The 13,676-nt window shown below is 59.6% G+C and carries 12 protein-coding genes; 6 read left to right on the forward strand and 6 right to left on the reverse strand.

Going from position 1 to position 13,676, the window contains the following annotated elements:
* Window positions 1–67: 67 nt before the first annotated feature.
* A complete protein-coding gene (locus B3361_RS17685) occupies window positions 68–1,687 on the reverse strand; it encodes an MFS transporter (RefSeq protein ID WP_054905246.1) in 1,620 nt (539 codons plus the stop codon).
* Between the two features lie 97 nt (window positions 1,688–1,784).
* Window positions 1,785–3,431 (reverse strand): GMC family oxidoreductase, encoded by a 1,647-nt coding sequence (locus B3361_RS17690; protein ID WP_054905245.1) that lies wholly within the window; start codon window positions 3,429–3,431, stop codon window positions 1,785–1,787.
* 176 nt (window positions 3,432–3,607) lie between these two features.
* Here B3361_RS17690 and B3361_RS17695 point away from each other — a divergent pair, with 176 nt between their 5' ends.
* Window positions 3,608–4,495, forward strand: a complete 888-nt coding sequence (locus tag B3361_RS17695) for a LysR family transcriptional regulator (protein ID WP_029886432.1) — start codon at window positions 3,608–3,610, stop codon at window positions 4,493–4,495.
* Here B3361_RS17695 and B3361_RS17700 read toward each other — a convergent pair.
* From B3361_RS17700 to B3361_RS17710, 3 genes are read right to left on the reverse strand one after another with little or no spacing between them, the layout of a single operon-like run.
* Window positions 4,484–5,302 carry a sulfite exporter TauE/SafE family protein gene (locus B3361_RS17700; RefSeq protein WP_054905244.1) on the reverse strand — a complete coding sequence of 273 codons (819 nt, stop codon included), beginning with the start codon at window positions 5,300–5,302 and terminating at the stop codon, window positions 4,484–4,486. The genes B3361_RS17695 and B3361_RS17700 overlap by 12 nt on opposite strands.
* Window positions 5,299–6,570, reverse strand: coding sequence for an NAD(P)/FAD-dependent oxidoreductase (locus B3361_RS17705; RefSeq protein WP_054905243.1), 1,272 nt, complete (start codon window positions 6,568–6,570; stop codon window positions 5,299–5,301). Before B3361_RS17705 ends, B3361_RS17700 begins: the two co-directional genes overlap by 4 nt.
* 39 nt (window positions 6,571–6,609) lie before the next feature.
* On the reverse strand, window positions 6,610–7,494 hold the full coding sequence (locus tag B3361_RS17710) for an MBL fold metallo-hydrolase (protein WP_054905242.1): 885 nt from the start codon (window positions 7,492–7,494) through the stop codon (window positions 6,610–6,612).
* Window positions 7,495–7,714: 220 nt separating this feature from the next.
* Between B3361_RS17710 and B3361_RS17715 the strand changes: the two genes are divergently transcribed.
* The 5 genes from B3361_RS17715 (at window position 7,715) to B3361_RS17735 (ending at window position 13,164) form a co-directional block, all read left to right on the forward strand.
* The gene (locus B3361_RS17715; RefSeq protein ID WP_029886434.1) at window positions 7,715–9,007 is read left to right on the forward strand and encodes a sigma-54 interaction domain-containing protein; all 1,293 of its coding nucleotides are present in this window, start codon (window positions 7,715–7,717) and stop codon (window positions 9,005–9,007) included.
* A 141-nt stretch (window positions 9,008–9,148) separates the two neighbouring features.
* Complete coding sequence (locus B3361_RS17720; RefSeq protein WP_054905241.1) at window positions 9,149–9,550, forward strand: RcnB family protein; 402 nt, start codon at window positions 9,149–9,151, stop codon at window positions 9,548–9,550.
* 1,016 nt (window positions 9,551–10,566) lie between these two features.
* Window positions 10,567–10,968 carry a hypothetical protein gene (locus B3361_RS17725; RefSeq protein WP_012269857.1) on the forward strand — a complete coding sequence of 134 codons (402 nt, stop codon included), beginning with the start codon at window positions 10,567–10,569 and terminating at the stop codon, window positions 10,966–10,968.
* An 81-nt stretch (window positions 10,969–11,049) separates the two neighbouring features.
* A complete protein-coding gene (locus B3361_RS17730; protein WP_230491487.1) occupies window positions 11,050–12,447 on the forward strand; it encodes a hypothetical protein in 1,398 nt (465 codons plus the stop codon).
* A gap of 189 nt (window positions 12,448–12,636) precedes the next feature.
* A complete protein-coding gene (locus B3361_RS17735) occupies window positions 12,637–13,164 on the forward strand; it encodes a hypothetical protein (protein ID WP_012269855.1) in 528 nt (175 codons plus the stop codon).
* A 101-nt stretch (window positions 13,165–13,265) separates the two neighbouring features.
* Here the strand turns inward: B3361_RS17735 and B3361_RS17740 are convergent, their stop codons facing one another.
* Complete coding sequence (locus B3361_RS17740) at window positions 13,266–13,589, reverse strand: hypothetical protein (RefSeq protein ID WP_010951457.1); 324 nt, start codon at window positions 13,587–13,589, stop codon at window positions 13,266–13,268.
* Between the last annotated feature and the right edge of the window lie 87 nt (window positions 13,590–13,676).

Genomic DNA, 13,676 nt, shown 5'->3' on the forward strand with positions numbered 1-13,676 from the left:
AAATCCTGGGGCCGCTGCGCGGCCCATCGCGACACAAGGCCGCTCCTACAAGGATCCGCGCCAGCTTTCAGATCTTGTCGATATCCACATCCTTGGTTTCTTTCAGGCAGAAAATCCCCACCACCAAGCTGATGCCGGTCACCAGGATCGGGTACCAAAGCCCGTAGAAGATGTCCCCGGTGTACACCACCAGTGCAAATGACACGGTGGGCAGGAAGCCGCCGAACCAGCCGTTGCCAATGTGGTAGGGCAGCGACATCGAGGTGTAGCGAATGCGGGTCGGGAACAGCTCGACCATCACTGCGGCCAACGGGCCGTAGGTCATGGTCGCGATCAGGATCATCGCCACGATCAGCACCACGACCATCACCTGGTTGACCTGTGCGGGGTCAGCCTTGGCCGGGTAGCCTGCCTGCTCCACCGCCGCACGCATCGCGGCTTCGTCGAAGCCGTTGATGGTCTTGTCGCCCACATTCACCACTACCTCGCTGCCGGCTACGCTGACCGAGCTGTAAGGCAGGCCCTGTTTGACCAGGAAGGTCTTGACCTTGTCGCACGGGCTGTCGAAGCGGGCCTTGCCGACCGGGTCGAACTGGAACGTGCAGCCTTGCGGATCAGCAGTGACCACGATCGGCGCCTGGCGGCTGGCGGCGTCAATTTGTGGGTTGGCATAGTGGCTCAAGGCCTTGAACAGCGGGAAGTACAGCACCGTGGCCAGGAGCAAGCCCAGCATCAGGATCGGTTTGCGCCCGATACGGTCCGACAGCCAGCCAAAAAACACGAAGAACGGCGCACCGATCACCACGCTGATGATCAGCAAGGTATTGGCCTGGGCCGGGTCTACCTTCAGCATCTGGGTCATGAAGAACAGCACGTAGAACTGCGCGGTGTAGAAGGTCACCGCTTGCCCGGCATTGATGCTGAACAGTGCGGTCAGTACGACTTTGAGGTTCGGCCACGAGGTGAACGACTCCCGGATCGGCGACTTGCTGACCTTGCCCTGGGCCTTCATTTTCACGAAGGCTGGCGACTCATGCATGCTCATGCGGATCCAGGTGGAAATGCCCAGCAGCACGATCGACAGCAGGAACGGCAGGCGCCAGCCCCAGGTTTCGAACTGATCGCCACTGACATAGCGGCTGCCCAGTACCACCAGCAACGACAACAACAGGCCCAGGGTGGCGGTGGACTGGATAAAGCCGGTGTGGAAACCGCGCTTGCCCGCGGGGGCATGTTCGGCCACATAAGTGGCCGCACCACCGTACTCACCGCCCAGCGCCAGGCCCTGCAGCATGCGCAGTATCACCAGAATGATCGGTGCGGCGATGCCGATGCTGGCATACGTGGGCAGCAAGCCCACGGCGAAAGTGGACAGCCCCATCAGTACGATGGTGACCAGGAAGGTGTATTTACGCCCGATCATGTCCCCCAGGCGGCCGAACACCAATGCACCGAACGGCCGCACAAGGAAGCCGGCAGCGAAGGCCATGAGGGCGAAGATGAAAGCGGTGGTGTCGTTCACACCCGCAAAGAACTGCTTGCTGATGACCGCTGCCAACGCGCCATAGAGAAAAAAGTCATACCACTCGAACACCGTCCCGAGGGATGACGCGAAAATGATCTTGCGTTCTTCACGACGGTTGGAACCGCTGGCCGCCGCAGCCTGCTCTTGAATGTAATCCGACATCGTTGCTGTCCTCGGCCCGCAGGCCACAGTGATTATTCTTGTTGTTCCACTGTCGGCAGCCTTCGACCGCAAGCTGCCGCTACTGCACGCACCCGGGTCAGGGCGTCGGTAATGCGTCTTCGTTCAGGTAGGTCTGGGTAGCAGCTCCTTTGAGGATCAGTTGTGCCGCCTTTTCGGCGATCATCAGGGTGGGGGAACAGGTATTGCCTGAGGTGATCTGCGGCATGATCGAGGCATCGGCCACGCGCAGGCCGGGGATGCCATGCACGCGCAGCTGGTTATCCACAACGTCCATCGCACCATTGCCCATGCGGCAGGTACCCACCGGGTGGAAAATGGTAGTGCCGATCTTGCCGGCAGCCTCGATAAGGTCCTGTTCGCTTTGCAGGGTCGCGCCAGGCAGATATTCCTCGGGCTCGAATACGGCCAGGGCAGGGGCCTGAACGATGCGCCGGGTAAGGCGGATGGCATCGGCGGCCACCTGCAAGTCCTGGGGGTCGCTCAGGTAGTTGGGGTCGATCAGCGGCGTGCTGTGCATGTCGGTGCTACGAATATCGATACGCCCACGGCTGGCCGGGCGCAGGTTGCAGACCGAGGCGGTAAAGGCCGGGAACCGGTGCAACGGCTCGCCGAAGCGCTCCAGCGACAGCGGCTGCACGTGGTACTGCAGGTTGGCGGTGGCCTGGTCGGGGCTGGACCGCACGAACGCGCCCAACTGGCTCGGGGCCATGGCCAGCGGGCCGCTGCGGTCGTAGAGGTAGCGCAGGCCCATGCCCATCTTGCCCCACAGGCTGTTGGCCATCTGGTTCAAGGTGCGGGTATTGCGGATCTGATAGATCAGCCGCAATTGCAGGTGGTCCTGCAGGTTGCCACCCACGCCAGGCATGTGGTGGCGCACGCCAATACCCAGGCTTTCCAGCAATTGCCGGGGGCCGATGCCGGAGCGTTGCAGGATGCCCGGGGAACCGACCGCCCCAGCACACAGCACGATCTCGCGGCGAGCCGCAAACTCGTGCCAGGCGCCTTGCCAGAATGCTTTCACCGCACGTGCGCGGGTATTGTTGAGCAGCACCTGGTCAACCTGCACACCCGTAAGCACGGTGAGGTTGGCGCGGTGCTGAACCGGCCGCAGAAACGCCTTGGAGGCATTCCAGCGCACGCCACTGCGTTGGTTGACCTGGAAATAACCACACCCCTGGTTATCGCCGGTGTTGAAGTCATCCACCTTGGCGATGCCGCTTTGCTCGGCGGCGTCGCGGAAGGCATCCAGTATCGGCCAGCTGTAGCGCTGGCGTTCTACCCGCCACTCGCCACCGCCGCCGTGGTGCTCGCTGGCGCCAGCAAAGTGGTTTTCACTGGCCTTGAACAGCGGCAGCACGTCCTTCCAGGCCCAGCCGGGGTTGCCCTGTTCGGCCCAGTGGTCGTAGTCGGCAGCCTGGCCACGCATATAGATCATGCCATTGATGGAAGAGCAGCCGCCCAGCACCTTGCCGCGCGGGTAGCCCAATGCGCGACCACCCAGGCCGGGCTGGGCTTGGGTCTTGAAGCACCAGTCGGTGCGTGGGTTGCCAATGCAGTAGAGGTAACCCACGGGAATGTGAATCCAGGGATAGTTGTCCCGCCCGCCCGCTTCCAGCAGCAGCACGCGGCAACCAGGGTCGGCGGACAAGCGGTTGGCCAGCAGGCACCCGGCGGGGCCGGCGCCTACCACCACGTAATCGAAGACAGAATCGGCTGATGGCATGTGCAACCTCGGGCCTGATTATTATTCTTGTCCCGATCCATCTTAGTGCGTAATTTCGTGGGTGAAACACGCGATTTCGCGCAGCGGTTGTGCGTTTTAGCACAGCGGCAACTCTGTACAGGCCTCTTCGCGGATTCACCCGCGAAAGGGGCCCACGAACAGCCACAAGGATCAGCATGTTCGACTGGAACGATCTGCGGTTTTTCCTCGAGTTGCAGCGCAGCGGCCGCCTGCTTACCGCCGCCAAGCGCCTCAATACCACCCACAGCACCGTGGCCCGGCACATCGAGCGCATCGAAGAAAGCCTGGGCACAGCCTTGTTCGTGCAACACGCCCAAGGCTATGAGCTGACCCCTTCGGGCCAGGCCCTGCTCAAGCACGCCGAAGCCATGGAGAACGTCGCCCTGCTGGCCCAGGAAGAAATCACCCAGGCCATCACCCCACTGGGCAAGATCCGCCTGGGGGTCACCGAAGGCATTGGCATCATGTTCTTCACCCCGCGCATGAACGCGCTGTTCGAGCGCTATCCCGGGCTGGAAGTGGAGCTGGTGGCAGTGCCGAGGTTCGTCAGCATCCTCAACCGCGAAGCCGAGATCAGTATTCACCTGGAGCGGCCCAACGCCGACCTGCTGATCACGCGCAAACTCACCGACTACCGCCTGGCCCTGTATGCCAGCCAGGGCTACCTCGACCGCGCACCACCCCTGCGCAACCGCGAGGATCTGGCCCGCCACAGCTGGATCGGCTACGTCGACGACCTGCTGTTCAGCCAGGAGCTGCTGTTTCTCAACAGCTTCTGCCGGGCGCCCAACGTGGTCTTCCGCAGCACCAGCGTGATTGCCCAGCAGGTGGCCGCACGTGCTGGGCTGGGCATTGCAGTGCTGCCCAACTACATGGCCCGGCACGACCCGACCCTGGTCCGCGTACTGCCTGGCGAAACCATCCAGCGCAGTTACTGGATCTGTACCCGCCGCGAGCTGCACAAGTCGGTGCGCCTGCGGGTCGTATGGGATTACCTGCTGGCGCTGTGCGCAGAGCAACAGGGCGAGCTGTTAGCTCAGTAATGCCTTGCTGGCCAGCAGCAGGGCAGCGGCGCAACCTGCCACGGCAAACATCTGCTGCAGCCGTGGGCCGGCCAACCTGGCCGCCAGGGGGCGCGCCAGCAGCAAACCAAGCACGGCGCCGACAGCGAACGGGCCACCCACTTGCCAATGCAGGACACCTGCAAGGCTGGCACTGATCACACTGCCGGCAGACACCAAGGCAATCACCGCCAGCGACGTGGAGACGATCGTGGCCATGCGCAGGTTGGTATAGCGGTTGAGCGCCGGAATGATCACGAACCCGCCCCCCACACCGAGCAGGCCAGACAGCAAGCCGGACAGCGCGCCGGTGAATGCCAGGGCGCGAGCGCAGGGCAGGGTCCAGCGCAAGCGGCCCTGCAGCGGGTTCAGCACACAGGGCTCGATGAAGCGATGCGCATCGTTGGCTTCGCCACGCAGCTCCCTGGCCGCCTTGCGCCAGATACGCAGGCAGGCGTAGGTGAGCACAGCGGCGAACACCAGTTGCAACGGCGTATTGGGCAAACGGTGCGCCAGCATCAACCCCAGTGGCGCTGCCGCCATCCCGATCAAGGCGATGAACAGTGCCGCCCGATAGCGCACCAGGCCGCGACGCAAACCCAGTACCGCGCCCACGGCTGCCGCCAGGCCTACCGCCAACAAGCCGACCGGTGCCGCTTCGACCATCGAAAGGCCAAGGCCGAACACCAACAGGGGCACGGCAAGAATGCCTCCACCGGCGCCCGTCAATGCCAGCACGGCGCCGATGATGGCCCCCAGGGCTGCGCCAAGCAGTTGCGTTTCGATCACTGCCCGCCCTCTGCTACCAACGGTTGTGGCCGCGCCAGCCATTCCCGACCCTTGAGCATGGCTTGCCAGTACAGCGGCGGCAGGGCCTGCGCCTTGAGCAGCCAAGCCAGGCGGGTCGGCTTGCGACCGTCGAGCAACCAGTTGGGGAAGCTGGGCGCCAGCTTGCCACCATAGGTGAACTCGGCCAGCACGATCTTGCCGCGCTCGACCGTGAGCGGGCATGAGCCGTAACCGTCGTACTGGGCCAGTGTCTGCAACCGCCCCTGCGCTACCAGCACATTATTGGCCACTACCGGAGCCTGCTTGCGGGCCGCTGCAGCGGTCTTGGCGTTGCTGGTGTTGGCCACATCGCCCAAGGCGTGAACAGTGCTGTACTGGCGATGGCGCAGGGTGTGCGGGTCTACATCGACCCAGCCGGCACTGTCGGCCAATGGGCTTTCACGGATGAAGTCGGGCGCGACTTGCGGCGGAACCACATGCAGCATGTCGAAGGCCTTGACGTGGGTTTCGCTGCTGCCATCGGGCAGGCTACCCACAAAGGTGGCACGTTTGTTGGGGCCGTCCACGGCGACCAGCCGATGGCTGAAATTCAGGTCCACGGCATATTTTTCGATGTACTGCATCAAGGCAGGCACGTAGTCGGCCACACCGAACAAGACTGCGCCGGCATTGAAGAAGCTGGCTTTGATCGCGCCCAGGTCACCGTGGCGTAGCCAATGGTCACATGACAGGTACAGCGCCTTCTGTGGCGCGCCGGCGCACTTGATCGGCATCGGCGGCTGGCTGAACAGGGCACGGCCGTGCTTGAGCTTTTGCACCAGCTCCCAGGTATAGGGCGCCAGGTCGTAGCGGTAATTGGAGGTGACCCCGTTACGGCCCAAGGTCTCGCTGAGCCCATCAATGGCCGCCCAATCGAGCTTCAGGCCAGGGCAAACCACCAGTTGTTCATAGCCGATGGCCCGGCCATCCTCGAGCATGACCAACTGGCGCACCGGGTCGAAACCCTGGACGCGCGCCTTTACCCAGCGCACCCCGCGCGGAATCGTCGAAGCCATGGTGCGGGCAGTGCTCGCCGCGTTGAAAACACCAGCGCCGACCATGGTCCAGCCAGGTTGGTAGTAGTGCACCTCGGCGGGGTCGATCAAGGCCACATCCAGGGACGCGTCGCGGCTGATCAGGCTGGATGCAGTGGCGATCCCGGCGGCACCGGCACCGACGATGACCACTGTGTGGTGGTCGGTATGGGTAGTGGACGACAAGGCAGGCATGGCAATAAATCCTGGAAATCTGGTTATAGGGCAGGGCGCTTACAGCTTGTTCAGCGGGATCTTCAAATAACTGACGCCGTTGGCTTCCGGCTCCGGGAAGTGGCCACTGCGCATGTTCACCTGCACCGACGGCAAGATCAGCACGGGCATGTCGAGGGTTTTGTCGCGGGCCTCACGCATGGCGACGAAGCTGTCCTCGTCGATACCCTGGTGGATGTGGATATTGCTGGCGCGCTGCTCGGCAACGGTGGTGACGTACTGCATTTCGCGACCACCTGGCAGGTAGTCGTGGCACATGAACAGGCGGGTCTGGTCGGGGAACGCCAGCAAGCGCCGGATCGAGCGGTACAGCGTACGGGCGTCGGCGCCGGGGAAATCGCAACGGGCAGTACCGTAGTCAGGCATGAACAAGGTGTCGCCGACGAACACCGCGGTCTCACCCGCATCCTCGATCATGAAGCTCATGCATGCAGGCGTGTGCCCAGGGGTGTGCAATGCACGCGCATGCAGGTTGCCGATGCGGAAACCTTCTTCGTCTTCGAACAGCACATCGAATTGGCTGCCATCACGGGCAAAGCCACGCTCGGCGTTGAACAGGCTGCCAGAAACCTTCTGCACCTGGGTGATGTGCGCACCAATGGCGGTATGGCCGCCAAGCTTCTCCTTCAGGTAGGCCGCTGCCGATAGGTGGTCGGCATGCACATGTGTTTCAAGTATCCAGCGCACGCTGGCGTGCAATTCAGCCACGCGCTCGACCAGCCGATCTGCTGAGGCAGTACAGGTGCGCCCGGCCTTGGGGTCGTAATCCAGCACGCTGTCGATCAACGCGCACTGCCGGGTTTCACAGTCCATGACCAGGTAGCTGATGGTCGAGGTCGCCTCATCGTAAAAGGCGTCCACGTGAAGGTTGTTGCCGATGATCATCACGTCTCCAGTTATCCGCCGCGTCTATTCAACGCGTAGGCAGTGACAGGAGGTATATCAAGATGCATGCCAGGCTCTTTATCGTGCCGGGCCCAACGAAACCGAGGCAGTGCTGACAGCACCTGGCTGAATTGGCAGCATGATTGGCAGTCGACTGTCAGCCAATGGCAGTGTTTGGCAGTCCTTGTTACCCTGCATCCATCATCCGAACGGTGCTGTCATGCCTGAAACCCATCCGTTTATCCTGGCGCTGGTTTCCTACCTCGAGCACGATGCCCTGCCGACCATCGTGCTGGACACCGACTACAACATCCTGGCAGCCAATGCTGCGTATCGCCGCCAGTTCGGCCAGCACGAACAAGCACCCCTAGGGGAAAAGTGCCACAGGGTGTCGCACCACTATGCCGTGCCATGCGACCAGGCTGGCGAACATTGCCCGATGCGCAAAGCCTGGGACAGCAAGGTCGCGGAGCGTGTGTTGCACATTCACCACACGCCACGTGGGCCCGAGCACGTGGATGTAGAGCTGCGGCCGATCCTGGACGAACAGGGTACGGTGGTAGCCTTTGTCGAACGCTTGACCACCATCACCCTGGCCTCGGCCCAGCCGCAAGAGCAAGGGCTGGTCGGCCGTGCGCCGGCCTTCAAGGCAGCCCTGGCCAGCCTGCAACGCGCGGCGCCAGCGCAGATCCCTGTCTTGCTGCAAGGTGAGTCAGGCACCGGCAAGGAGCTGTTCGCCCGTGCGCTGCACATGGGTAGCGCCAGGGCAAACGGCCCACTGGTGGTGGTGGACTGCACCGGCTTGACCGAGTCATTGTTCGAGAGCGAACTGTTCGGGTACGAAAAAGGCGCGTTCACCGGTGCCAACCAGCGCAAGATCGGCCTGGCCGAAGCCGCCCATGGCGGCACGCTGTTCCTTGATGAAATTGGTGAAGTGCCGCTGGCGATGCAGGTGAAGCTGTTGCGCCTGATCGAGTCTGGCAGCTTCCGCCCGGTAGGCAGCCTGCGCACAGTGCATTCGGATTTCCGCCTGGTGTCGGCCACGCACAAACCCCTCAGGCAAATGGTTGCCGATGGCAGCTTCCGTGAAGACCTGTACTACCGCATCAGCGGCTTCCCGATTCGCCTGCCGGCACTGCGTGAGCGGGTAGAGGACCTTCCCTTGCTGGCGCAGAGCCTGCTGCAACGCATGGCGGGCACATCGGTCCCCAGCTTGAGTGACGATGCCTTGCAGCGCCTTGCCTTGCATCCGTTCCCGGGCAACATCCGCGAGCTGCGCAATGTTCTGGAACGGGCGCGGTTGTTCGCTGATGATGGGGTGATCAGGCCGGAGCACCTGCCCGAGGACATCGGCGCGCAAACGCCGGTGAGCCGTGGCGCAAAGCGCCGTGACCTCGGTGAACTGGCCCAGGCTCTGGAACAGTTCAAAGGTTCGCGCAGTGAGCTGGCGCTTCATTTGGGCATGAGCGAACGCACGTTGTACCGTCGCTTGAAAGCGCTTGGGCTGCGCTAGCTTCGTGTTTTCGCCAGGCCACCTTTACCGGACCTTTACCGCTGTCCTGACATTAAACGACCTGGTTCATGGTCTGATTGGTTAACCGTACCCGGTAACTGAAAGATTCAGCCGGGCGTTAATACACAGAGGACCGCAACGATGAAAAAGACCCTGACCATGATGTGCGCGGCGCTGATGCTCAGCGCACCTCTGGCAAGCTTCGCGCAGCCTGGTCCACCTGACCGTCATGATGGCGGCCCAGGGCACCCAGGCAACCCGCCCCACGCTCAGCCGCAGGGCCGCCACGACAATGGCCGCGGGCCTGCTTATCGCGACCCGAACTTCCACCCGCAAAAAGGTATGCCGGTACCCCACCAGCAGTGGCGCCGCGGCCATGTGGTAGACCCGCATTACCGTGGTGACCGTTACTGGGTAACCGACTGGAAGGCGCGGCACCTGTATGCACCTCCGCGCGATCACCGCTGGTTGTACGTGAACGGTGACTACGTACTGGTCGCCATCGCCAGCGGAGTGATCGTCAATATTCTCAGCGGCTACTGATGTGTGGGAACACGCTGTTCAGTTAGCAACTGGGGCTGAACTACGCGCCAGGATGTGCTCGGGCATGTTCGATCACCATGTGGTGCCTGCCTCGAACGCTTCGCAAAAAACCCGCAGTAGTGAAATGCCTGTCAGTTAAGTAATTTGGGGCCGCTGTGCGACCCTTCGCGGGCACGCCCGCTCCCACAGGGGATCGCGCATTTCTTGAGTTCAGCGCCAAACATGTGGGAGCGGGCTTGCCCGCGAAGGGCTGCAAAGCAGCCCCAGTAACGCTTAACTGACAGGCATTACGCAGTAGCGGTTTTTTTTGGTGACCGGTAGGTGTCAGACTTTGAACCCGGCTGTAGGTTCACAAAATAGGTGATAGGCCAGACCCCGTGAAATTGGAATCTTCGCCATTTTTTTTGTGAAATGAAGGGGTGCTTTTCACAGAAAAGCCGAGAAATCCCTACTCACCAATCACAAAAGTTGATTGGCCTGGAAAGGGCCGTTTACGACCGACGCGTGACTTTTCGGTAAGGGATGAGGAGTAGTCGCAGCGATCCTTTAGCTCCTAGTCTGGCGACCTTGGGTTCAGAATCCGACTGGCAATGCCCGCCGTCACTACTTCAGAGGAACCAGCTTCCTCTGCTGCCAAAATTGCGGGGGGCTCATGCTGGTACCCAGGCCCGACAAATGCGCAGTTGCAGCCCTCAATTGCAAGGCTATCCAAAGCGGCACGCGTGTCAATCAAGATCTGATGCATGACGATGGCCGGCCTCACGGAGGTGAAACCGGAGATTCAGATTGACTAAACCGACCCCGTAGACACCAACCTCCACGAAGGCCGCTATCGACCCAAAGCTGTCCTTCAAGAAAGGCAGCTAACGGCGAGAAGCGGTCATTTTGTATCTACAGGTTTCGGGGCGATTCACTCGTCTGATGCTCAGGAGCACCAGGATGGGCGTCAAGGAGGTGGTCATCTTGAGGTGGACTATGCTGACCAGTTGCTCTCAAATCTAATCGTGAGGTCCTCCATGGCAAACCCCAATCTGCTGGCTCTATTCAGAGATGAAGTCCTTCTGACCGGGCCTGAAAGCTCCCTTCCAAGCAACCTATCTCAGTTCTGGCTTGAGGAGCTCCAGAGTCATCTGGAGAGGTATTTCGACGGTTTGAACTCGGATTCAGATGCAGAAGAGAAGGATCTCGACATCTCTCTCCCACTCGCAGCGATCATCCACATCTTGTTCGCGAAGAATGGTGGGGAGGAGATATCCGAGAGCTCTGAAAAGCTGTACGAGTATTTCCAAGACTACCGGCTCGAACTGGCCCTTGAAGAGATCACGCGAAAGACTCATGTGGCTGCCGAGGCTGCAACCATTGAGACCATCTTCACCAACCGAGATGTCCTGGTGGAACAAGGCCCCCTTCTTCAATAGGTACCTCCACCGATGCCATCGCCGGCGGGCACGCTCCGAGGCATTGATGGAATGCATTTTGACGGCTGCCGAGATCAGCGAATGAAAGAAATTGCTGCGCCGATGTTCGATCTAATCGCTTTGTCGCTTCCACGAGGGTTGGGGTTTGGGGACAGCCCGCCAGTAGGGGCATGGCTTAGTGAGGACGGAATTTCTTGTGCCGCTCTAACCCGAAATATCCATGCCGGCAGCTTCGGAATTGTCACCTTGCGGCGTCGTGTCGATAGCGTGTGGGTGCTCCTCAGCCATAGTGAGCGCACCACTGGCGAGTCTGAAGCCCGCGCCTCAATCAGCCATTTTCTCTATACCCAAGCCCATCCGCTTCCACTCCCTTCAGGTGAACGACGACGTGCTCCTCTAAGCAGAATGGGTAAGCGCACACCAAGCGTGGTGTTCAAATCACTATTTGATCCAAGCCGCCGTATTGGGGCGTGGGCGCTGAATCAACTGTATCTCGCACTGCCATCCCCAGACAGAAATTGGGTTCCCGATTGCCAGACTGAGAATTTTCACACCCGCCTCTGGGAAGCCCACCTATTAGCGATTTTTCGTGAACAGGGACTCTTGGTCACCCAGCCTAAAGAATCACCCGATTTTCACATCGAGAATAGGCTGGGAGATGAGGCCTGGGTTGAAGCAGTGACAGCCAACCCGGAAGAGCGGTATGAGCATTTTGGCGCCTCGCCGGTCCCCCCACCCGCTGACCGACATGAGCGTTTCTTAGGAGCGGCTGCAGAAAGGTTTGCGAGGACCATCCAAAACAAATTGGACAAGCGTTACGAATCCCTACCGCACGTGGAGGGTAAGCCGCTCATTCTGGCCTTAGCCGATTTCCATGCGCCCAGTTCAATGCTGTGGAGCAGGGAGTCGCTCATCAGCTATCTCTATGGCTTTGCAGTTCACTCATCTGCGCATCGTGGTACGCACCTGATAACTGTGGAGGAAGAGACATCTCTGCTATCAGGGCGCCCCAACGGCCTATTTACGCTAATGGAAAATGCCCATCTTTCAGCGGTCATTTTCACCAATGCCTGCACAGTGCCAAAGCTCAGCCGAGTGCCGATCTCAGGTGGAGCTCATCTAGACGGGTACCGATACTTGCGGTTTGGTGAGTTTTTCGACCGTTCTCCGGGAGCATCACGAGGTATCCCATTTCTGTTGGATGTAGCGTCCAGCGACTACGGTCAGCTCTGGCCGCAATATGGCTACGAGCCGTGGTCTGCTGAAGTGGAGGTATTCCATAACCCTATGGCACTATACCCGGTGCCTAATGAGTTGATACCAGAAGTCACCCACTGGAGAGAAGTAAACGGAAGAGTCGAGTGCGAATCTTTCTTTGATGTATCCATACTCCGATCCAGAACACTCGTCCTCAGTGCAAACGCTAAGGTTCCGTCACTCGATGAGTTGCTGACAGCAGCCAGTCCTCCAGAGCTCTGACGGCGGCGGGGTGGCCGCATCGTTGCCACGCAGGTAGATGAGAATTTCTCAGCAAGCTACCCAGCCAGGGGAAGGACATGAGATCCCCTGCGCAATTCAGGACCGTTGAAGCGTCACCTCTCTTCGGGTAAAAGCATGACCGTCATACAACGCTACAACAGCGTCATACCCGAGAGCATAGGAAGAAAAATGTCGATCCAAGGACTAAAACGATACTTTGGAAACAAGATTCACGCAGTGATAATGATGGCCCCGCTTAAGCGGGAAATGATACGCCTCGGCATATGCACCCTTATGGCGATTATTCTGAATATCATCTTGTATACCGGCGTTGAAGTAGACGGCACCATCAAGCCGTGGGCAGAAACCCCGATAAAACTGTTTGCATCGTCGATGTTATTCGCCTTCATGATCAAGGCTTTTCTGCCAGTTCTCGGCTGGACGATACTGAAAGCAATGCTGTTGAGTGCGAACAATGCCTTCAGCGGCATACTGAGTTTTTTGGGCAATCAGTTCACAGGCGTCATGTACTGTACCGGAATTATTATGGGTTCTATCACGATTAAATTGTATATGGTTTCCGGGGTTTTAGACTCTGAGTTTGCTTATCTGTCCGCAATCGTATTTGCTTCCGGGGTTTTATATTTCTATGTGCTGCAATGCGCCATTCAAAAAACAATGAGTCCGGCCCTGCGTACACCAGCAGTACCGCGTTAAACCACTAGGCTGTGACTATTCATCTCTGGTGCTCAGTAGGCGCTCGCTCTGCTGAACCCTCACCCATACACAACCATTAATGGACTGGCCCGCCTTCGACTTTATGAAGAAGGCGAGCGAGCACGTGACTGATTGCGCATGTATTCCGAGATGAGACTTTCGAAATTGATGTCCGCCTCCTCAACGAGAATATTGACGTGACAGTACAGCTCTTCAGGACCTCTGAGATAATTGAAAATCCTTGATCTAACGATGCCGCAAACCCCTTCTTTGACCGCCGTAGAGGGGAGGTTGATAACATCGCCAACGCACGGGATAAGAGCTAGGCCATGGTCGCTGTTGAAGACAATGTCAGCTGGACAGGCATCAATGCTGGCATCGGATTGTCCTTGCGAAACCTGCTGATAATCAATGCTATACCTCATGTACAGCCTACCTCATTTGTTGAGTGAGGAATCAGCGCCGCGGATCGTAAACAGAAACCTCAAGTTTGAATCGCCCCTGGTTTTCTA

It is taken from the genome of Pseudomonas sp. UBA6699, assembly GCF_002454615.1.
GTDB lineage: Bacteria > Pseudomonadota > Gammaproteobacteria > Pseudomonadales > Pseudomonadaceae > Aquipseudomonas > Aquipseudomonas juntendi.